General features: G+C 62.5%; 20 protein-coding genes and 2 pseudogenes. 9 read left to right on the top strand and 13 right to left on the bottom strand.

Translation table 11 applies throughout. The features are described from left to right. Nucleotides 1–155: 155 nt before the first annotated feature. On the bottom strand, nucleotides 156–2,861 hold the full coding sequence (gene ligD, locus RCO31_RS16445; protein ID WP_308969497.1) for a DNA ligase D: 2,706 nt from the start codon (nucleotides 2,859–2,861) through the stop codon (nucleotides 156–158). A gap of 105 nt (nucleotides 2,862–2,966) precedes the next feature. On the opposite strand from ligD, the gene RCO31_RS16440 reads away from it, so the two are divergent. The 5 genes from RCO31_RS16440 (at nucleotide 2,967) to RCO31_RS16420 (ending at nucleotide 5,317) form a co-directional block, all read left to right on the top strand. Further along, nucleotides 2,967–3,989, top strand: a complete 1,023-nt coding sequence (locus RCO31_RS16440) for an ATP-dependent DNA ligase (RefSeq protein WP_308969503.1) — start codon at nucleotides 2,967–2,969, stop codon at nucleotides 3,987–3,989. Between the two features lie 120 nt (nucleotides 3,990–4,109). Continuing rightward, nucleotides 4,110–4,313 (top strand): hypothetical protein, encoded by a 204-nt coding sequence (locus RCO31_RS16435; RefSeq protein ID WP_308969496.1) that lies wholly within the window; start codon nucleotides 4,110–4,112, stop codon nucleotides 4,311–4,313. Nucleotides 4,314–4,365: 52 nt separating this feature from the next. Continuing rightward, nucleotides 4,366–4,635 carry a hypothetical protein gene (locus tag RCO31_RS16430; RefSeq protein ID WP_308969495.1) on the top strand — a complete coding sequence of 90 codons (270 nt, stop codon included), beginning with the start codon at nucleotides 4,366–4,368 and terminating at the stop codon, nucleotides 4,633–4,635. A gap of 111 nt (nucleotides 4,636–4,746) precedes the next feature. After that, on the top strand, nucleotides 4,747–5,013 hold the full coding sequence (locus RCO31_RS16425; protein WP_308969494.1) for a hypothetical protein: 267 nt from the start codon (nucleotides 4,747–4,749) through the stop codon (nucleotides 5,011–5,013). An 85-nt stretch (nucleotides 5,014–5,098) separates the two neighbouring features. Continuing rightward, complete coding sequence (locus RCO31_RS16420) at nucleotides 5,099–5,317, top strand: hypothetical protein (RefSeq protein ID WP_308969493.1); 219 nt, start codon at nucleotides 5,099–5,101, stop codon at nucleotides 5,315–5,317. A 92-nt stretch (nucleotides 5,318–5,409) separates the two neighbouring features. On the opposite strand, the pseudogene RCO31_RS16415 reads toward RCO31_RS16420, so the two are convergent. Continuing rightward, nucleotides 5,410–5,610: pseudogene (locus RCO31_RS16415) on the bottom strand (DUF6496 domain-containing protein); the annotation flags it as partial. 111 nt (nucleotides 5,611–5,721) lie between these two features. Continuing rightward, nucleotides 5,722–5,902, bottom strand: a pseudogene (locus tag RCO31_RS16410) (DUF1328 domain-containing protein). A 45-nt stretch (nucleotides 5,903–5,947) separates the two neighbouring features. Here RCO31_RS16410 and RCO31_RS16405 point away from each other — a divergent pair. After that, nucleotides 5,948–6,850 (top strand): FkbM family methyltransferase, encoded by a 903-nt coding sequence (locus RCO31_RS16405; protein WP_308969491.1) that lies wholly within the window; start codon nucleotides 5,948–5,950, stop codon nucleotides 6,848–6,850. Between the two features lie 47 nt (nucleotides 6,851–6,897). Here RCO31_RS16405 and RCO31_RS16400 read toward each other — a convergent pair whose 3' ends face one another. Further along, entirely contained in the window at nucleotides 6,898–8,367 is a 1,470-nt protein-coding gene (locus RCO31_RS16400) for a DHA2 family efflux MFS transporter permease subunit (protein WP_308969490.1), read from the bottom strand. A 138-nt stretch (nucleotides 8,368–8,505) separates the two neighbouring features. Between RCO31_RS16400 and RCO31_RS16395 the strand changes: the two genes are divergently transcribed. Both RCO31_RS16395 and RCO31_RS16390 read left to right on the top strand, forming a co-directional pair. Next, nucleotides 8,506–9,027: a MarR family transcriptional regulator gene (locus RCO31_RS16395; protein ID WP_308969489.1), complete on the top strand. Its 522-nt coding sequence runs from the start codon at nucleotides 8,506–8,508 to the stop codon at nucleotides 9,025–9,027. After that, on the top strand, nucleotides 9,024–10,100 hold the full coding sequence (locus RCO31_RS16390) for an HlyD family secretion protein (protein ID WP_308969488.1): 1,077 nt from the start codon (nucleotides 9,024–9,026) through the stop codon (nucleotides 10,098–10,100). The genes RCO31_RS16395 and RCO31_RS16390 overlap by 4 nt, the downstream gene beginning before the upstream one ends. 66 nt (nucleotides 10,101–10,166) lie before the next feature. Here the strand turns inward: RCO31_RS16390 and RCO31_RS16385 are convergent, their stop codons facing one another. The 3 genes from RCO31_RS16385 to RCO31_RS16375 form a co-directional block, all read right to left on the bottom strand. Continuing rightward, entirely contained in the window at nucleotides 10,167–10,316 is a 150-nt protein-coding gene (locus RCO31_RS16385) for a hypothetical protein (protein ID WP_308969487.1), read from the bottom strand. A 104-nt stretch (nucleotides 10,317–10,420) separates the two neighbouring features. After that, nucleotides 10,421–10,780, bottom strand: coding sequence for an SPW repeat protein (locus tag RCO31_RS16380; RefSeq protein ID WP_308969486.1), 360 nt, complete (start codon nucleotides 10,778–10,780; stop codon nucleotides 10,421–10,423). Nucleotides 10,781–10,841: 61 nt separating this feature from the next. Further along, the gene (locus tag RCO31_RS16375; protein WP_308969485.1) at nucleotides 10,842–11,336 is read right to left on the bottom strand and encodes a DUF892 family protein; all 495 of its coding nucleotides are present in this window, start codon (nucleotides 11,334–11,336) and stop codon (nucleotides 10,842–10,844) included. Between the two features lie 233 nt (nucleotides 11,337–11,569). Between RCO31_RS16375 and RCO31_RS16370 the strand changes: the two genes are divergently transcribed. Further along, nucleotides 11,570–11,821, top strand: a complete 252-nt coding sequence (locus tag RCO31_RS16370) for a hypothetical protein (protein ID WP_308969484.1) — start codon at nucleotides 11,570–11,572, stop codon at nucleotides 11,819–11,821. A gap of 2 nt (nucleotides 11,822–11,823) precedes the next feature. On the opposite strand, the gene RCO31_RS16365 is transcribed toward RCO31_RS16370, so the two are convergent. From RCO31_RS16365 to RCO31_RS16340, 6 genes are all read right to left on the bottom strand, one after another. After that, nucleotides 11,824–15,003 carry a multidrug efflux RND transporter permease subunit gene (locus tag RCO31_RS16365; RefSeq protein WP_308969483.1) on the bottom strand — a complete coding sequence of 1,060 codons (3,180 nt, stop codon included), beginning with the start codon at nucleotides 15,001–15,003 and terminating at the stop codon, nucleotides 11,824–11,826. Between the two features lie 32 nt (nucleotides 15,004–15,035). Continuing rightward, entirely contained in the window at nucleotides 15,036–16,217 is a 1,182-nt protein-coding gene (locus RCO31_RS16360) for an efflux RND transporter periplasmic adaptor subunit (RefSeq protein WP_308969482.1), read from the bottom strand. Between the two features lie 406 nt (nucleotides 16,218–16,623). Continuing rightward, nucleotides 16,624–17,268 (bottom strand): flavin reductase family protein, encoded by a 645-nt coding sequence (locus RCO31_RS16355; protein ID WP_308969481.1) that lies wholly within the window; start codon nucleotides 17,266–17,268, stop codon nucleotides 16,624–16,626. Between the two features lie 2 nt (nucleotides 17,269–17,270). Continuing rightward, on the bottom strand, nucleotides 17,271–18,167 hold the full coding sequence (locus RCO31_RS16350) for a polysaccharide deacetylase family protein (protein ID WP_308969480.1): 897 nt from the start codon (nucleotides 18,165–18,167) through the stop codon (nucleotides 17,271–17,273). A 104-nt stretch (nucleotides 18,168–18,271) separates the two neighbouring features. Beyond that, nucleotides 18,272–19,582, bottom strand: coding sequence for a TRAP transporter large permease (locus RCO31_RS16345; RefSeq protein WP_308969479.1), 1,311 nt, complete (start codon nucleotides 19,580–19,582; stop codon nucleotides 18,272–18,274). A gap of 36 nt (nucleotides 19,583–19,618) precedes the next feature. Then, on the bottom strand, nucleotides 19,619–20,155 hold the full coding sequence (locus RCO31_RS16340; protein WP_308969478.1) for a TRAP transporter small permease: 537 nt from the start codon (nucleotides 20,153–20,155) through the stop codon (nucleotides 19,619–19,621). Nucleotides 20,156–20,192 lie beyond the last annotated feature (37 nt).

Raw genomic sequence — 20,192 nt, 5'->3', positions numbered from 1 at the left:
ATCCATAAACGACACTAGAATCATAAACTTGCTAGTGTCCTGATCGAATCCGAAGTTCGCTCTGAGCTCGCTGCAAAGTATAGCGAACTTCGGATTCGGGACACTAGCGCAGATCCAGTCAAATTCGCGGAGAATGGTCACGGTTCCCCGGCGAGCTACGCCGCGAGCGCCCTGCCGCGGGGGCCCTGCAGGCGGACCATCGCATCGATCACCGACCGTTCGCTGTCGCAATACTCGGCCCATGCCGACATCTTCTTCAAGAGCCGGGGCACCGTGTGCATGTTGAATTTCAACGGATCGAGTCCTGCCCGCACCTGCCCCCACGTCAGCGGCATGGAGACCGGTGCGCCGTCGCGAGCGCGCGCAGAAAGCGGCGCCACCGCGGTCGACATCCGGTCATTGCGCAGGTAGTCGAGGAAAATCTTTCCCTTTCGCCGATGCTTCGACATGTTGATCAAATACTTTTCCGGGGAATCTCCGGCCATCTGCAGGCAGACTTCGCGCGCGAAAGCCTTCGCCGCGGACCAGGCCAGCGATTGGCCCTTGCGCGGCTTGGCGAGCGGCGTCACCACGTGCAGCCCCTTGCCGCCCGTGGTCTTGCAGAAGCAGACCAGGCCAAGATCCTGCAGCCTGTCCCGCAGCTCGTGCGCGGCATCGATGACCTGATCGAACCCGACATCAGGCGCCGGGTCGAGATCGAAGACCAGGCGTCCCGGCAGAGCCGGATTGCCCGGCTGATTATTCCATGGATGCAGTTCGAGACCCGCGCTCTGCGCGACGGCCGCCAGTGCCTCCACGCGATCGAACTGCAGATATGGCTGGCGGTCGCCGGACACGATCGTGAGCTCGAAAAGGTTCGACGCGCCCTTCATCGCGTGGCGCTGGAAGAAGCGCTCGCCCTCGATTCCATCGGGATAACGGATGATCGAACAAGGCCGTCCGCGGATATGTTCGATCATCCAGTCGCCCACTGCTTCAAAGTATTGTGCGAGCCCGATCTTCGTGATCGGCTCCTCGCCGTCCGCCGCGGGCCAGAGAACCTTGTCCGGCTTGCTGATGGGGACGCCCATGACGACCGCGTTCGCCCCGCTCGCGCCAGCACCTCGTGCGGCGCTGCTCTTTGCGGCCGCCGGCTTGGCGATCTCGGCGTGGGCGGAAGGCATCTCGGCCTCCACCTCCTTGGCAGGCTTGTCCTGACGCAATCCCTTGAAGGCCGCCTGTCGGATGTTGCCGCCACCGGTCCATCCGGCAAACTCGATCTCCGCCACAAGCTTCGGCTTGAGCCAGTGAATATCGGCTTTCTTCTTCGGAGCAGTCTCGCCGCCAAACGGATTGGTCGACGATGCGGCCGCCTTCAACCGCGGCATCAGGCGCCGGACGACGTCCTGACCGAAGCCCGTGCCGATGTTCCCGACATAGACCAAATGGTCGCCGCGATAGACGCCGGCCATCAACGAGCGAAGCTTGCCTGCATTCGCGCGCCAGCCGCCCAGCACCACCTCGTGCCCGGCGCGGCACTTTGCCTTTGTCCAGCTATCGGTGCGGCCTGACCGGTACGGCGCATCCGCCTGCTTGGAGATGATCCCTTCGAGCGACATCCGGCACGCGGACTTGAGAACGGCATCTCCACTGCTTTCGAAATGCTCCACGTAGCGGATCGCGCTATCCCTGGTTCGAAATTTCGTCCGCACGATCTCCTGCAACCGGGCCTTTCGTGCCGTGAGCGGGTCGTCGCGAAGATCGACGCCGTCGTCGAACAAGAGGTCGAAGGCGAAAAAAATCAGTCCCTTCGTCCGCTTGTCGGACAGCGCCGCCTGCAGGCCTGCGAAATCGGGCGAGCCGTTGCCGTCGAGCGCGACGATTTCACCGTCAATGATGCACGAGGGCAGACGCCGGGCTGCGTCAACGATCTCCGGAAACTTTTCGCTCCAGTCCAGCCCCTTGCGCGTCTTGATCGTCACATCGCCATCGTCGACGCGCAACTGCACGCGATATCCGTCGAACTTGATTTCATGAACCCAGTCCGAGCCGCCCGGCGGCCGGTCAACAAGCCGGCTGAGCTGCGGCGCAATGAAGGACGGAAGAGCGGCCGCAGCTTTCTTGCGTTTGCGCGCAGGCTTCTTGCGTGATTTCGCGGCACGCGTCGCGCCGCGCTTCACTGTCTGCCGCCGCGCGGCGCCGCGGGACTGCGCCACCAGACCTGAACTGGAATCCCAGGATGCGCTGGCGGAGACCTTGCCCTTGCCTTTCAGCACGAACGGGCGTGGCCGCCGGCCCTTTCCGGCCGCGATCTCGTCCATCGAGCGTCCCGACGCGACGGAGCGGTCCTCCTCGAGGATATCGTTCGCCTTTCCTTCGCGCGCAGCCTCGTCGCGGTGCTTGATCAGCAGCCAGTTGGTGCGCTTACCGCCGCTCCGATCGTGGCGCAGGCGCACGAGAACCCAGCCGCCCTGCAGCTTCTCTCCGTCGAGCGTGAACTTGAGCTCACCCTTCTTGAAACCGCGTTCCGGATCGTCGCCCTCCCAATAGCCGCGATCCCACAGCATCACCGTGCCGCCGCCATACTGGCCCTTCGGAATCGTCCCTTCAAAATCTCCGTAATCCAGCGGATGGTCTTCGACCTCGACAGCCAGACGCTTGTCGCGCGGGTCCAGCGACGGTCCCTTGGTGACGGCCCAGGATTTGAAGACCCCTTCCCATTCGAGCCGCAGATCGTAGTGCAGGCGCGTGGCCGCATGCTTCTGAATGACGAACCGGCGGCGCACTCCCTTTGAAACCCTCAGCCGGCCACTGGGCTCATCCGTCTTCGAAAAATCGCGCTTGGCGCGATACTTCGCCAGCCTGGTCTTGACGTTGGGCATGCAACGAAACGTTGCCGCGACGGTTAAGGTTCCACTTCGACGCAATGGAGCAGCCAGATGGCGCCCCGCGCGCGCCCGGGCAAGATGAAAGCGAAGCGTGTCCGCATGCCCACCATCGAGCCGATGGAAGCGCGCTCGGTCGATGCACTCCCGTCCGGCGAGCAATGGCGGTTCGAACCGAAATGGGACGGGTTTCGCTGCATCCTCGTCCGGCACGGCGACACCGCCGCGCTGCGGTCGAAGAGCGGCGAAGATCTCACGCGCTATTTTTCCGAGCTGGTCGAGGCTGCGCTGAAGATCAAGTCGCAGACTTTCGTACTTGACGGCGAAATCGTCGTGCCTGACGGCAACACATTCTCATTCGACGCCTTGCTTCAGCGCATTCACCCCGCTGCATCGCGGGTCGCAAGGCTTGCAGAGGAAACTCCTGCCCTGTTCATCGCCTTCGACCTGCTTGCGGCCGGACCAGCGGATCTCACCGGGCGGCGTCTCGCCGAGCGTCGCGTGGAGCTCGAACGCTTCGCAAGGCTCTTCAAGACAAATGACAGCTTTCGCCTGTCGTCGATCACCGCCGATCGCAGCAAGGCCATGCACTGGCTGAAGATGGCCGGCGGCGGCTTCGACGGCGTGATTGCCAAACGGTTCGATGTGCCCTACGGCCCCGGCACGCGCGATGCCATGCAGAAGATCAAGCGCTATCGCAGCGCCGACTGCGTCATCGGCGGCTTTCGCTACGCGGAGAACAAGCTGAACGGGCGCAGTGTCGTCGGATCGCTGCTGCTCGGCCTCTATGACGACGATGGCCTGCTGCATCATGTCGGCTTTACGTCCGCGATCAAAACGGCGGAAAAAGCCAGACTCACGGACAAGCTGACGGCGTACATCGCAGAGAAGAGCTTCACCGGACGGGCGCCAGGCGGCCCTAGCCGCTGGTCGACACGGCGGTCGGCCGAGTGGACGCCGCTGAAGCCACGGTTCGTCGTCGAGGTCTCGTACGATCACTTCACCGGCGGGCGTTTCCGCCATGGCACACGCATCCTGCGCTGGCGGCCGGACAAGAAGGCGCAGCAATGCACGCTCGACCAGCTGAGGCAGAAGATCGTCAGCCCGGCGTCACTTCTGAGCTGATTCTGGCGGCCGGGAACCCGCGCTGCAAATCGTCGTTATCGTCGAAGATCGCGGAAAACCGAACCGAGGGAGCGAGCAATGCGGGTGAAGCAGCCAGGCAGCGCGGATGGAGGTTTCGGCATGAACGATTCGGAAAGCAGCTTCGCCTTGCTGGCAGGACGCGCCGCCTTGCGGCTCTGGCCGGACCTGCCGCGGGACGTCCAGGAGCAGCTGTTCGAGACCGCGGTGCCGCACGACGATCAGGTGCGGCACGACCTCGCGGTCTTCCTGCACGACCGCCACCCGCGCACCGCTCACCCGCAGAAGCCGACCGCGTTGGCGTAGCGATCATCGGAACTGGGGGCGGTCGCCCGGATTTCACCTTCCGGAGGTTCTCATGTACGGCCGATCCGCCACTCAAGCCCTGCACGAACAGGCCGCCGAGGAAGCCTTCTCCATCGCGTGGCACTTCATCAGGAATACCCATGATGTCGCGGACGAGTTCGCCACGCAGACGTTCCTCGCCGTCGAAATCATGAATCTGCTTGAGCAAGGCGAGCGTCACAAGATCGCGCTCGCAAACCGCGCGATCACCGCCTATGAGCATGCGCATCCGGACAGCATCGATCACTTTCTCGCGCTCGGCTACATCGACCATCATCGGTAACGGAGCCCGCGATCAGGACTCTCTCGCGAGCGGGAACCCCACTCAGTTGAGCGGAACGATCGCAACGGCGGTCGATTGATCCCCTGTAAGCAACCAGCAAGGAGTTGCGCCATGCAGGGCAACAAGACTCACGAACAGCACAAGCGCATCCTGGAACGCAAGGCCGATGTTCCATCGCCCACGCGATCGGATGCGGAAAAGCAGGCCGATGCGGTCGCCAAGTCTGCCAGGGCGCTGCGCCGTAATGCTCGGCAGAGCGAATTTCCGATCAGTTCCGGCGGCATGAACCAGGAGAGCGATCATAACAAGCACAATCGGCGGACACAGGACGGCCATAAGCCGCAAACGCCGGAGCCCGCACAGCAGAAGCAGGATTAGCCTCGGCCGGAAGCCGCTCCGACGTCCGCTCACGACGGCAGCGGTTTTCGCGCCATCTCATTGCAAAACGGACAGGGAGTTCACGATGAAGAAGGAAGGCAAAAAGGGCGTAGGGCCGCCGGCTCGCAGCAAGGGATCCGGCGTCGGCGCGATGACGGAGATTCCGGAAGGCATGCTCGGCGAGAACGACGTACTCTCGAATCGTGACAAGGTCAGTCGCTCAGCAGCCCGCGGTCAGGACGGCAGGCGCATCCAGAGCGACCAGTATCAAAGCCACACACACGACAAGCAGCTTGACGAATGAGTGAGCGCGCCCGTGGGCTGTCATGGACCCAACGCCCTGACGGCCCTACGGGCAGCAGACGCGCTCCGTCGGCGGCGTCAGGACTTCCGCTTCTTCGATTTGCGCTTCTTCGGCACCTTCGCGCCGGCACGACGTGCTTCTGACAGACCGATCGCAATCGCCTGCTTGCGGCTCTTGACCTTCTTGCCGCTGCGGCCGGAGCGCAAGGTCCCCGCCTTGCGCTCCTTCATCGCACGCTTCACCTTCTTTGCGGCGCCTTTTGAGTATTTCCGCTTGCCGGCTTTCTTGGCCATAGCTCTTCTCCAGATAATCGGTTGATGCCGCTCCTTTTTGCGCGTTCCGGAACGCCTGCTTGGCGCCCGGCCGCTTTTCAAACTCGATCGCTCTTGATTGCTATGCTGCAGTCATCCCGAGACGTTCCTGGATATCGTCAAGCCGAGGATGAGCAGAATGAGAACGATGACGATGACGATGTAGAACAGGACGCGTGCGATATCGGCGCCTGCTTCTGAGATCCCGGAAAATCCGAACAGGCGGCCACAGAGAAACCACGACGAAGATGACAGCCCATTTCAACAGCGACATTGTTCAATAGCGACGTTGTGTTCGCGGTGCCCTGGAACTTTCCGCTTGCAGAGGCAGAACGAGAGAGAGGTTCCTAGGTTCCGCAACGACCATGCTTTTTTGCAGAAAAGCTTCCCTTTAACGCCGTGCGTTGTCGCCGCACCGGTGGCTGCTTGGAGCGTTAGCTCATTCGAGCGCGATATCGCATCGCGTCGATCCTCTGGCAGTTTTTGCGCAAACTTCGAAATGTCCCGCTCAGCTTCAATTCGGCGCACACCTACGTGGCTCTATCGGCTCCGCCGAATGATGCGCACGCGTCACGTGACGATCGACGGCTTACGCTTGATCGCCTATCGGCGGGATATTCCCAAGCATGTCTCGCAAATGCTTGTACGCGGCGACTATGAGATGCCGGAGCGTTGCGCGGTGGCCGGTCTCTTGCAAAGCGAAGATCGCGTGCTGGAAATCGGAAGCTGTGTCGGCCTCGTGGCCTTGACCGCGGCAAGGATCGTCGGCGCTGCGAATGTGAAAGCGTTCGAGCCCAACCCGGATGCCGCAAGGATCGCACGGGAGAACTTCGCGTTGAACGACCTTCCTGTGGAACTTGTCAACGCTGCGGTCGGTATCGACGACGGTACGCTCGACCTGCGTGTCGCGCCCGACAGTTGGCTCGGTGCAAGCGGCCGCCGATGTTTCGACGGCCGCACCATTGCCACTCCAATGCACGCCATCTCGAAAGTCGTCGGCGCCGTCAGACCTTCGGTTCTCGTGATCGACGTCGAAGGGATGGAGGACGAGCTTCTGCCCGCGTGCCCGCTTACGGGAATCCGCACGATTATTCTCGAGGTTCATCCGGACGTGATCGGCACGGAGGGCATCGAGCGATTGCAGGTGTACTTGCGCGAAAGCGGATTCGCACCGGTCGACAGCTTGTGCTCGGCCGACACCCAGGCCTGGCAGCGATCGTAAATGACGTGAAGACGGCGGGAAAACCCACCATCATCTCGCGCTACGCTTCATTCGGGTTTCGCCCGGCGCCGGCGGATCAGCAAGACGAACACGACCGCGAGCGCAGAGGTCGCCGTATACATCATGAAGGCATTGAGATAGCCAATCATCGCCGCCTGGCGCGCGATCTCCTTCGCGACCCGGGCGAGGCCCGGCACTGTGTCGAAAGCCCAGGCACCGATCACCGCCGGCATCGTCAGCGCATCGTTATAGGGCGTGATCATCTCGGTCATACGACTGTAGTTGGCGCCAGTCGCATACACAATCTCGGCGATCGACAGTGAGATGAAGAAACTGGAACCGATGTTGCGCAGCAAATGAAAGATCGATGAGGCCTCCGCGATGTGCCTTGGCTCAAGGGTCTCGAATGCGACCACTGTGATCGGCACCCACACCACGCCGACGGCGAAGCCTTGAATGGCGCTGTTGACGACCAGAATCTCCATCGTCACGTTGAGGTCAAACGTCAGCATCCAAGCCCCTGCGATGGTCTGCAGGCCGAAGCCGAACGCCATGCTGATCCGCGGATCGATCCGGGCCATCAGGCCCGCAGTCATGAAACCGATCGTCATGCCGATGCCGCGCGCACCGATCACCTGCCCGACCAGCGCATCCGAGAAGCCGACATGCTGCTGCAGCAGGGGCGGCAGCAGCACCATCGGCGTGAAGTTCAGCATGCCGTAGATCGTCACCAGCGCCAGGCCGATCGCGTAGTTGCGGTCGGCGAGCAGCCTCAGGTTCAGGAACGGTGTCCGGGCGCCGAGGCTGTGCACCAGAAAGACGTAAAAGGCGATCGCAGCGATCAGGCATTCGATCACGATCTCGGTCGATTCGAACCAGTCCAGCCGCACACCCCGCGCGAGCACCAGCTGGACTGATGCGAGCGCCGTCGCCAGCGCGAGGAAGCCAGTCCAGTCAAACCGAACTTTCGAGAGTCGCGTGTCGGACGGTAATGTCAGGCTCATGCCGATCGTGGCGCAGATGCCGACCGGCACCAGCATGTAGAAGGTCCAGCGCCAGCTGTAGATCTCGGCGAGCCAACCGCCGAAGACCGGCCCCACGACCGGCGCTACGGCGACCGCCATGCCGAAGATCGACATCACCATTGTGTGCTGATGGCGGGGGAAAGTATTGAACAAGATCGACTGCGACAGCGGCACCACCGGCGCGCCCGTTCCGCCCTGAACGATGCGCCACAGCACTAGCATCTCGAGTGATTGCGCCATCCCGCACATCAGCGTCGCCGCCGTGAAGCAGCCGATCGAGCAAATCACGACGCGCTTCGTACCGAAACGCGACACCAGCCAGCCTGTCATCGGCGTCACGACCGCGGTCGCGAGAATGTTGAACGTCATAGCCCAGGCGATTTCGTCCTGGGTCGCCGACATCGCCCCCTGCATCTGCGGCAGTACCGTTGAGGTCGTCAGCAGCGCGGTGCCATAGAGTGAAGACCCCAGTACCACAGTGGCAAGGGTCAAAAACCGCTGCGCCGCGGACGTTGTCGCGGCCGCGCTCCCGGCATCCGTGCTTGCAGAGCTTGAAGTCATGTCGCCTGCGACGCTAAGATCGTGATAGTAACCTATCTTACTAATTCTGCGGCGGCTACAATCGACCCCATGCCCAACACAGACGAATATATCGGGGTGGTGATCTCGGACGTCGCCCGGCTGCTGCGGACAGAGTTCGATCGCCGCGTGCGGAAGCTCGGCATCACCCGCTCGCAGTGGCTGGCGCTGACCCGCCTGCACCGCCACCCCGGCGCATCGCACTCCGAGCTTGCCGACATGATGGAGGTGGAAAAGGCGACCGCCGGGCGAATGATCGACCGGCTCGAAGCCAATGGATGGGTCGAACGCCGCGCCGCTCCAGACGACCGGCGCGTCAAGTGCGTCTACCTCACAGCGGATGCCGAGCGGGTGCACAAACGCATCTGGCGCGTGGCGGAAGCCACGGTAGACGATGCCCTCGCCGACCTCTCCGTCCGGGAAAGCAGGCAGCTCATGGCATTGCTGTCGCGCGTCAAGAGAACCCTGGTGTCGACGTCGAACGGCGCGCCAGCACGGAAAACAACGGCTACCGCCGGTTCAAGACCCGGCCTGCGTCGCAGCCGCGGCCACAACGGCAGGGCCTCCCCATGACAGGCGGCTTGCGGGCGGTCGCGCTGATCGGCGTTCCGGTCCTGGTGCTCGTCGCCGCGCTGATTATATGGCTGCAGGGCGGCCGCTACGCCTCGACCGAGAACGCGTTCGTCAAGGCAGACATCACTCAGATCGCGAGCGAAGTACCGGGTCGAATCATCGACGTACGCGTGCGCGACCACGCGACCGTCGCCGCGGGCGACGTGCTTGTGCGGCTCGATCCTGCGCCGTACCGGCTCGCGCTCGCGAAGGCGGAGGCGGAGATCGATTCCGCACGCGCCACCGTCGAACAGCTCAAGGTGTCATTGCGCGAAATCCGCGCCGAGGCCACGGAAGCGGAGAACCGACTGGCCTACTTGCAGGTACAGGCCAAACGTCAACGCGACCTTTCGCAACGTGGCGTCACGTCTGCGGCGAGCCTGGACCAGGCCAACAGTCAGGAGCAGGAGGCAAGCGATCGTCTGGCGGTCCTGCAACAACGGATTGCCGGCGTCGAAGCGGCGCTCGGCGGCAAGCCGAACCAGCCGACCGATCGCTATGCCGCGGTGCGCGAGAAGCAGGCGCTACGCGATCGCGCCGCGTTCGACCTCGCGCATACCGAGATTAAGGCGTCGCACGGTGGCACGATCGTCAATTTCAAGTTGCAGCCGGGCGAACAGGTGAAGGTGCAGACGCCGCTGTTCGCGCTCGTCACCGACCGAAGACCGTGGCTCGAAGCCAACTTCAAGGAGACCGACCTGACCCACGTGACAGTCGGTCAGAAGGCCACGGTTGTCCTTGACATGCATCCGGACGTGATCTGGGACGCCGAGGTGGAAAGCATCAGCCCGGCGACTGGCGCCGAGTTCGCGATCCTGCCTGCGCAGAATGCTTCCGGAAACTGGGTGAAAGTCGTGCAGCGCATTCCTGTACGACTGAGGCTGATCGAGCGGCCGGACGAGCCGCCGCTGCGCGCCGGCATGACGGCTTTTGTCAATATTGACACAGAACGGGTCCGCACGCTGGCCGGCATCTTCGGCAGCGGCACAGCGGTTGCAGCGCGACCGAAGCAGGAATCGGTCAACGCGGATTGAGCCGCGTGCCCCTACGCGCGAAGGCGCGGCGGCTGGCGGCAGCTCGTGCTTTCTGCGTCACCGAACTCAGTGCCGTTTGAAGAACTGCACCGCGCGCTCGTGTTTTTCTGCCGCGGTCCGCGACTTGAACGTGCCGAGATTGCGCCGCCGATTGGTCCGCGGATCCTTCTTGCGCGAATAGAGGCGGTATTCGCCGGATTTCAGTTTGCGTATCATCAGTGGCTTCTCAGGCTCGTTTACGCAAGACAGTGTGCTCCGAGTACTGTTTCCGGAGCACACCATCTCGATGGAGCGGTCGACTATGGCCCGCTCCGCCGGGGCTATCGGGCCGCGGTCCGATGAGGCGGTTGCTGATGCATCATCCACAGCTCAATCGCCGCGAGGATCGCAACCAGAATGCCGATGACCACATGCACGGTCATGGCCGTCGTTCCCTGGAATCCCAGCACCCAGGGCGATACAGCGACCCAAAGGCCGACGATCAGGTTCAACCACTCTTCCCAGACGGCAAATGCCGCAAGCGCTGCGATGGCCAGCGCGCCGATGACAAGACCGCTGATCCAGGCGTTCTGGGATTGCACGCCGGGGTCAAAGGCGAATAGCCACGGAGCGCAGAACAGGATCGCTCCCAGGATCAGGTTCGCCACGTCGCAAAGTTTGGCGTTCGTCCATTCGTTCATGATGGTCCTCCTTGCACTCAGTGAGAAAACCTTCCGGACCTTGCCGACGCGCGCCGGCGCGTTACGCCGCGAGTGCGTCGTAGTTCACCTCCGCCTTGGCGAGCTTCGTCAGCAGCGCGTCCGCCCGCCTTTCCTCTTCCAGGCTGTCGTGCAGCATCCGCTGGTCGTTGCGCAGATCGAGCTGCCCGGCCAGAGCCGCCGCGGTGCCGTAAGCCGCCATCTCGTAATGTTCGATTTTCTGGGCTGAGGCGATAAGTCCCGCGTCGCGCAGGTCGCCGCCCTGCAATATGGCGAACATCTTTTCGGTCTCGTTCAGGAGCGCCTGCATCGACTGGTCGATGTGGGCTCGAACGTCCGCGCCATACTGTTGCAGGATCGCTTCAAGCCGCTGCTGCTGGACCTGCGTTTCCTCGCGGTGATGCATCAAGGCGTCCTTCAGTGCCGGATGCGACGCCACGACGGCCATCCGGCCCAACGCCTCGGTGAGCTGCTCTTCGACGCTCACGAGCTCCTGGAGCTCGGCGATGTACATGTCCTTCAAGCTGGCGATCTGCATGGTCACCGTCCTTCGCTTGCGCGACATATCGGACAAGGACCTTCGGGTCGGCAGCGGCCCGAACCCTTTGTCCGGATGCGCTTAAACGCCCACTTGATATGAACGAATGGCTCGGTGCCCGGTTCCGCCCCGTTCGTGACATTTGCAATGTCGCGGGCGTGACCCGTCCGGCCCGCCTGAACACATCCCGGGAACCAGCGTTGGCCGACCGTCGTGACTGACAGGAGATGACCATGACCGCCCTGACCCGAGACGACATCGTGAGCGTGCTGAAGCCCGCCAAGGACACCGCCGTGATGGAAATCCTGGCCACGGGCGCGACCCGGGAGGAGTTCATCGAGGCCTATGCATGGATGCAGAATGATGAGGCGCTGTTGAACGCCGGCCGGACGTTGCCATCCGGCCGGATCGGCGAGGTCATCGCCATCCTGCAAGCGGTCGAAGACGACGAAGCGCCAGGCATGGCGCCGCCCGGAGAGTACTAGGCTTATGCCGCCCCGGTCTGGTGACCGACCTCGTGTGGCTTCGATGCCGTAGTCCGCCGCTCCATCGCACGGCAAACGACATAGAAGATCGGTGTGAACACCAGTCCAAACGCCGTCACGCCCAGCATGCCGAAGAAGACGGCGGTGCCCAGGGATTGACGCATCTCCGCTCCGGCGCCCGTGGCGATGACCAGCGGCACGACGCCGAGGATAAAGGCGAACGACGTCATGAGGATCGGACGCAAGCGCACCCGCGCCGCCTGGATCGCCGCGGCAGCACGGCTCATTCCATCGTGCTCCGCCTGCCGCGCAAACTCCACGATCAGAATGGCGTTCTTGGCCGCTAGGCCGATCAGCACGACCAGACCGATCTGCGCCAGGATGTTCATCTCCATCGCAAAGATCCGCAGCCCCGCGAGCGCCGCCAGCAGGCACATCGGCACGATCAGGATCACCGACAGCGGCAGCGTCCAGCTTTCGTACTGGGCGGCCAGGAGCAGGAAAACAAATACGACCGAGGCCGCGAAGACCAGAAGGCCTGTGTTGCCGGCGAGCCTTTCCTGCAGCGCGAGCTCTGTCCACTCGAAACTATAGCCCTCGGGCAAGGTCTCGGCCGCGATCTTCTCCATTCTGTCGAGCGCCTGTCCGGTCGAAAAGCCGGCCGCCGCCGCACCCTGCACTTCCGCCGCGGGATAGAGATTGTAACGCGGCACCCGATAGGGACCGGTGCGTTCTTCAAAGGTTGCCACCGAGCTCAGCGGCACCATGGCGCCGGAATCGCTGCGCGTCTTGAAGTTCTCGACCGCCGACAGTTCCTGCCTGAACTGACCATCTGCTTGCGCGCGAACCTGGAAGGTGCGCCCGAGGAAATTGAAATCGTTGACGTAGGCCGAGCCCAGATACACTTCGAGGGTCTCGAACACGCGGCTGGCCGGAACGCCCAGCATCTCGGCCTTCACACGGTCGATGTCCGCGTAGAGCTTGGGCGTGGCCGTGTTGAACGGCGAGAAGACACCCGCGAGTTCCGCCGCCTGGTTCGCCGCGGCACTGACGCGCTGCGACACCGCCTCGATCTCGGACGCCGTTCCGCCACGCCTGTCTTCGATCATCATCTTGAATCCGCCGGAGTTGCCGATGCCGCGAACAGACGGAGGCTTGATCGGAATGACGCGCGCTTCAGCCACGTCGCGCATACGCGCCGGCAACGAGGCAATGATCCGGTCAGCATCGAGGCCGCGCTTCGAGCGGGCTTCATAGGGCGTGAGAACCGCAAAGATCAGACCGGTGTTCGTCGAACTGGTGAAGGTTGCACCATCGAGGCCCGCGATAGCGACCACATGAGCAATGCCTTCGGTCGCCATCAGCCGGTCGGAGACTTTCTTCATGACCTCATCGGTCCTGGCGAGGGATGACCCCGGCGGCAATTGCACGGCATTGATGAAATAACCCTGGTCCATCACGGGGATGAAGCCTCGTGGCGCCAGGGCGAGCTGCCACCCGGTCAGGCCAAGAAGCCCGACATACGCGACGAGCATGAGCGCGCTGACCCGCAAGAAGCGCTTCGTCAGGTGTCCATAGCCCATCGATATCCGATCGAACGCCGCATTGAAGGCGCGGAAAAATCCATCGCGCCCGCGTGCGAGGATGTTCCGTCTATGCACGACCTCCTCATGGTCATGCGGCTTCAGCAGAATTGCGCACAGCGCCGGGCTCAGTGTCAGAGACACGAAGGCCGAGATGGCCGTCGCGGCAGCAATGGTTACGGCGAACTGGCGGAAAAACTGGCCAGAAATGCCTGAGATCATGGCGGCCGGAATGAACACGGCACAGAGGACGAGCGCAATGGCGATCAGTGCACCACCGATCTCGTCCATCGATCGATGAGCTGCTTCTTTCGCGGAGAGGCCGGCGCGAAGGTGGCGCTCCACGTTCTCGACGACAACGATCGCGTCGTCGACGACGATGCCGATGGCAAGCACGAGACCCAGAAGCGAAAGATTGTTGAGCGAATAGCCGAGCGCCGCCATCACGGCAAAAGTGCCGATCAGCGAGATCGGGATGGCCAGGATCGGGATGACCGCCGCGCGCCAGGTCTGCAGGAACAGGACGACCACCAGGACGACCAGGCCTACCGCTTCGAAGATGCTCTTGTAGACCTCGTGGACCGACTCGGCGATGAACTCCGTCGGGTTGAAGGGTATGCTGTATTCCACGCCTGCCGGCAGATTGCGCCCCATCGTCTGCATCGCCGCGATGACGCGATTGGCTGTTTCCAGCGCGTTGGAGCCGGGCTGCTGATAGATCTGGATCGGCTGCGCCGGCAGCCCGTCGAGGTAGGCGGACCCGCGGAAGCTCTGCGCCGTCAGTTCAACTCGGGCGACATCGCGCACGCGCGTCACGCGCCCACCTGCATCCGTCTTGACGATGATGTTCTCGAACTGCGAGGGATCGGAAAGGCGGCCCAGAGTCTCGACATTGAGCTGGAACGCGCCTGCGTTCGGAACCGGCGGCTCGTTGAGCACGCCGGCCGCGACCTGGACGTTCTGCGCGCGTAACGCCGCGATGACCTCGCTCGCGGTCAGGTTGCGTGCCGCCACCTTGTCGGGATCGAGCCATGCCACCATGGCGTAGTCGCGCGCAGTTGGGAGGCGCACGTCACCAACGCCGTTGATGCGGAGCAGCGCATCGCGGATCTGCAACGTGGCGTAATTGGAGATGTACAACGGGGAGCGCGATCCGTCCGGCGAGTAGAGCTGGATGACCATCAGCAGGTCCGGCGACGATTTCCGAACCGTTACGCCGAGCCGGCGGACATCTTCCGGCAGGCGCGGCTCCGCGACTGCGACGCGATTCTGCACCTGCACCTGCGCCTGATCGAGGTTCGTCCCCAGTGCGAATGAAACAGTGATCGCCAACTGCCCATCGCCGGTCGCTTGCGAGGACATATAGAGCATGTTCTCGACGCCGTTGATCTCCTGTTCGATCGGCGTCGCAACCGTGGCGCTCAACACATCGGCCGAGGCTCCCGGATACTGCGCGCGGACCACGACTGTCGGCGGCGCAATCTCAGGATACTGCGCGACGGGAAGCGTGAAATAGGCCGCAATCCCGATCAGAACGATGAGGATCGAGCTTACCGTCGCAAAGATCGGCCGCTCGATGCAGAAATGAGCGACGCGCATGATCGCACCCTGTCAGTCGGAGGTCCCGGAGGTCAGGACGCGGATTGAGACTGCTGGGCGATCGCGCCCGCCTGCGGTGTCACCTTGGCGCCGGCCCGCGCGCGCAGCAGGCCGTTGATGACGATGCGATCAGTCGGCCGCAGTCCCTCTCGAACGACGCGCAGTCCACCCGGCTGGCTCGGACCGAGTTGGACCGTCTTCGTCTTGACGACATTGTCATCCCCCACCGTGAGCACGATCCGCTCGCCTTGGTCCGTAAGAAGCGCCGTTTCAGGAATAAGGATTCCGTCATACTCGTCAGACGACGGCAGTCGGATGCGACCGAATTGGCCAGGCGTTATGAACGAGTCGCGATTGGGCAACACCGCGCGCACGCGGATCGTCCCGGACCCGAGTTCAAGCCGATTGTCCACAAAGTTCATCGTGCCCTGATAGGGCCACCCGTCGTCATCCGGCAGGCGCGCCCAAACAGGAGTGCCCTTGTCCCGAATGGAGCGAAGTTTCCCGGACTTCATCGCACGCTCATAGGCAACGAAATCGCGTTCGCTCATGTCGAAGACGAAATAGATCGGGTCGAGCCTGACGATCGTGGTCAGGAGGGTGTCGCCACCGGCGACGAGACTTCCTGGATCAACCCTGCGATTGGACACACGTCCGGTCACGGGGGCCTTGATCTCCGTGAACTCGAGATCGAGCCGGGCTCGTTGCAGGGCGGCTTCAGCAGTTTCAAAGGCGGCGTCGGCCGCCCGTTTTTGCTGGTTGCGCTGATCGTAGGTTGCTCGCGAAACCGCCGCGCTTCCAACGAGCTGTTCTGCGCGCTGAAGCTCCAGATTGGCGAGATCGACTTGCGCGCGGGCGCTGGACAGCCGCGCCTCCGCTTCGGCGACGGCCGCTCGATACGGCCTTGGATCGATGACGAACAACGGCTGCCCCATCTCGACGAGTTGACCGTCTTCGAAATTGATGGATTGCAGGTAGCCCGAGACGCGTGCGCGGATCTCGATGCTGGCGGACGGTTCGAAACGCCCGCTAAACTCGTTCCAATCCACGATCGACTTCGAGAGCGGCTGGGCGACCATCACGGTCGGGGGAGTCGATGGGGGCTGCCCGACCGCCGCGTTGCTCTCCGTGCCGCGCGAGCTATAGATCCACAAAGCGCCGAGGACAGCGAGTGCACCGCCTGCGCCAATCGCGCGCGTGACCAATCGCTTCATGCCGGCTTCCCCGAAATGTCAGATGCTGTCTCGTACTATGCATGCTGCAACGCACACTTCGCAAATGACGCTTTTTAACGACTTCGTGAGCTATGGCGGGAAGTATCTCTCACTGCTTACAAATTAAGCGCGCGGCTGACCCGAGCACGTTGACCCGCACGGTAAACTGTTCCTGCAAAATCGCTTCCGTTCAGGTTTGCATCGGCTTGAGTTCGTCGACCAGCACGCGCACGTTCTCGGCAATCAGGTGCACGCGACCGGCGGTGAACGTATCTTCAAGCGCCGGCACCAGATCTAAGACTCCAGAGCGTTTTCCGAAAAGTGCGAAGCGGTTTTCGGATAAGAGCGACGGCAAACAAAAAGCTGGGGCCCTCCTCCGGCAAACCGGAATGCGGAGTGCGCCAGGTCAGGCTTGTCCCTCAGCGCCGTTCTGCTTGAGCCATTCGTCGTAGCTCAGTCGCTTCATCTCGAACTGCTCGCGCGTGCGCGTGTAGAGATTGGCGAAGAGCCGACCGACAGGCTTATAGGCGCTGATGTCGATGCGCAGCGTCCCAGGGTCGATCAGGCCGTCGCGGACATGCATCATCACCACCTCGCCGATGGCGATCTTGCGTTGCGGTGCGATCTGGACGACCGCGATGCGGCGGCATTCCAGCGTCGCCGGCGCCTCCACGACGCGCGATGCCTTCACGAGATCGCAAGGCGCGAGCGTGAGGCCGGCCATGTCAGCTTCGTTGACGTCCTCCGGGAATTCGGTCGCGCAGATGTTCATTGCCTGGGCAATGCCCTCGTCGACCAGGTTGATCGCATATTCCCCGGTCTCGACGATGTTGACCGTCGTGTCCTTTACCGTCCGGTCGTGATGGTCCTGTAAGCCCAGGATCACCACGGGAGGGGCTTCGCCGAACATGTTGAAGAGGCTGTAAGGAGCGACATTGTCGATGCCGGCGGACGACCGGCTGGAGACCAGCGCGATCGGCCGCGGCACCACCAGCGATGACATCACCTTGTACTGATCGTTCGCGCCAAGCTCGCGGATGTTGATCTTCATGTCTAGATGTCGTCACCGGGGACGGTTCCCTTGGGCTGATTTTCCACGTGCCGGCAGATGTCCGCGGGCCGGGTCAGCCAGATCTTGTCGCGGCGGCTGGCGATATGCTCGAGCGCGCGGCGCAGCTCACGCAGACGATAAGGCCGGCCCACCACGAACGGGTGCAGCGACACCGGGAACACCAGCGGCCGGTCCTTGGACTGCTTCAGCATCTCGTCGAAAGTGTCGATCATCATGTCGGCGAACTCCGCGGAGCTGTAGCGATACCAGACCAGCGCGCGATTATCGTTGTTTTCGACGGGATAAGGCATCAGCAGGATGCGGCCCGAGCGCGTCTTGGCCCAGACCGGTTGGTCATCCATGGTCCAGTCCATGGTGTAGCGGTAGCCCGCCTCCTGCAGCAGGTCGAGCGTCCTTTCGGAGTTGGAGAGCCAAGGGCTCATCCATCCCAGGGGCTTCGATCCCTCGTGTTTCTCGATGGTAGCCGTGCAGTGCTCAATGAGCTTGCGCTCCTCCTCCTCGGGAAGCCCGCCCTGCTCGTCGGAATTGGTGATGCCGTGGCCGAGGATCTCATCCTTGCGCGCGCGAATCCGCTCCATGATGTCGGGGCAGTGATCATAGACGGCAGTGTTGAGCTGGTGCTCCACCGGGAGGTCCAGCTGATCGAAGAGATCCATCAACCGCCAGAAGCCCACGCGGTTGCCATAGTCGCGAAAGGAATAGACGCTGTGGCTGTTGGCCTGATCCGGCGGCGCTATGGCGGCGCCCTTGCCCTTGCCGTAGCGGAACACCTCGATGTTCATGGCGATGTAGACGGCGAGCCGCTTGCCGTCCGGCCAGTCGTAGACCGGCCGGGAGTCGATGCCGGAATAGGCGTAGCGTCCGTGTTCTTCGATCATTATTGAACTCCAACTGCTGCTGGCACCCTGCGCGGAGCCAGATCGTTCATCAGCGGCATAGGTTGCTCCTCGCGATATCGGGGTGGGCTGGGTTGGCTGGCCGGCTATTTCATCATGTTCGGTACGAAGAGCACGAGATCCGGAAAGATGATCAGGATGGCGAGCACGATCAATTCCATGACGATGAACGGCATGACGCCGGAGAACACATCCTCCAGCGTCATAGGGACGGGCGAGGCGCTGCGGACCACATAGACGTTGAGGCCTACGGGCGGGGTACACAGGGATATCTCCGCCATCTTCACGGCGATGATGCCCAGCCAGATCGGGTCGTAGCCCACCTTCAACATGACCGGGAACATCACGGGAAGCGTCATCACCATGATCGCGATCGGCTCGATCACCATGCCCAGGAGCAGGAACAGGATCGCGAAGGACATGAGATAGGCGAAGGGCGGCCAATCCAACGCGATCATGTAATCCGCGATTTCGGTCACCAAGTCGGTATAGGTCAGGAACCGAGAAAACAGCATGCCGCCGATGATGATGATGAAGATGGTGGTGCTGGTGATGCCCGTGTCCTTGATGGTTTCGAGCAGCCCTGCTGCACCCAGCCGGCGCCGGGCGAGGACGATAAGCATGGCGCCCGCGGCACCGACCGCTCCGGCATAGGTGGGGGTGAAGAAGCCGCCGTAGATGCCGCCGATCACCAGAAGGAACAGCAGGCTAATGCCCCAGACGCCGGATAGCGCGCGGACGCGTTCGCGCAGCGACAGCCGAAAGTCCGGCATAGGGGCGAGGCTCGGCTTGCGGCGCACCATGACATAGATGCCCAAGGCAAACACGAAGGCGGTGAAGACGCCGGGAACGATGCCCGCCAGCATGATCTTCGCGATCGACTGCTCCGTTATGACGGCATAGACCACCATGAGGATGCTCGGCGGGATCATGGCGGCCAGTGTGCCGGAGGCGGCGATGCAGCCCGCGCTCAGCCGCTTGTCGTAACCGAGCTTGGTCATCTCCGGCAGGGCCATCCGTGTGAATACGGCGGCGTTCACGATGGTCGAGCCGGATGCCGCGCCGAAGGCCGCGGACGCGAAGGTGGTGGCGATGGCAAGCCCGCCGGGAAGGCGTCCGAGCCAGCTGTAGGCGGCCTGATAGAGGTCCCGCGTCAGGTTGGCCTGGGTGGCGAAGGCACCCATTAGGATGAACAGTGGGATTACGGCGAGAGTGAAGGAATTGGTGGTGCTGAACGGCACCGTGGCCAGCTGCGCCAAAGCCGCATCTGGCCCGATGACGAGATACATCCCGAGCAGGCCGGCAAGACCCAGGGCAATCCCGATATGCGTCCCGATTATGAGGAGGAAGGTCAGGGCGGCGAAGACAATCACGCCGGCGGTCGAGGGATCAAGCACAGGTCTTTCCTTCGAGACTGTTAGCGACTCCAAAACTCACAGATTATCGGCGTCGACCGGCATGAGATCTTCTTCGCGCCCGCCCCGGTTTTGCGCCAGACGCTGTATGTCTTCGACGAGATCGAGAATGAGCTGGAGACAAAACAGGCTTGCACCGAAGACCAGAGCGAAGCGGGCCGGATAAAGCGGGAAGCGGATCAAACCCGACGTGGCTTCGTCGATTTCCAAACTGTACTGGGCTTCGTTGATCCCCTGCCACAGCAGAAGCAGGATGAATGTGATGGCCGCCAGGCCGGCAATGATGTCCATGGTAGACTGCAGCCGCGGCCGGACGTGGGTGTAGAGGAGCTCAACCCTGATGTGCTTGCGCTTGATCTGGGCGTAGGTCAGGCCACCGAAGACGACGAGCACCATGGTGCTTTCGGTAAACTCGTAAGCCCCGGCCACAGGATGATTGAAATAGCTGCCGATGACGTCGGCCACGCCGAGAATCATGGAGATCAGGAGGCCAATGCCACCAATGAGTACGGAAACCCAGGCCAAGCGTTCGACGACAATGGAAAGTGCCTTCACGTATCACCCCATTTTTCTTGTACGGTTGGCTGTGCTG

Origin of the sequence: Bradyrhizobium sp. LHD-71, from assembly GCF_031157255.1 — a bacterium.
Lineage (GTDB): Bacteria > Pseudomonadota > Alphaproteobacteria > Rhizobiales > Xanthobacteraceae > P52-10.
The sequence above is the reverse complement of the archived record's forward strand: the minus strand, read 5'-3'. Positions and strand labels throughout refer to the sequence as shown.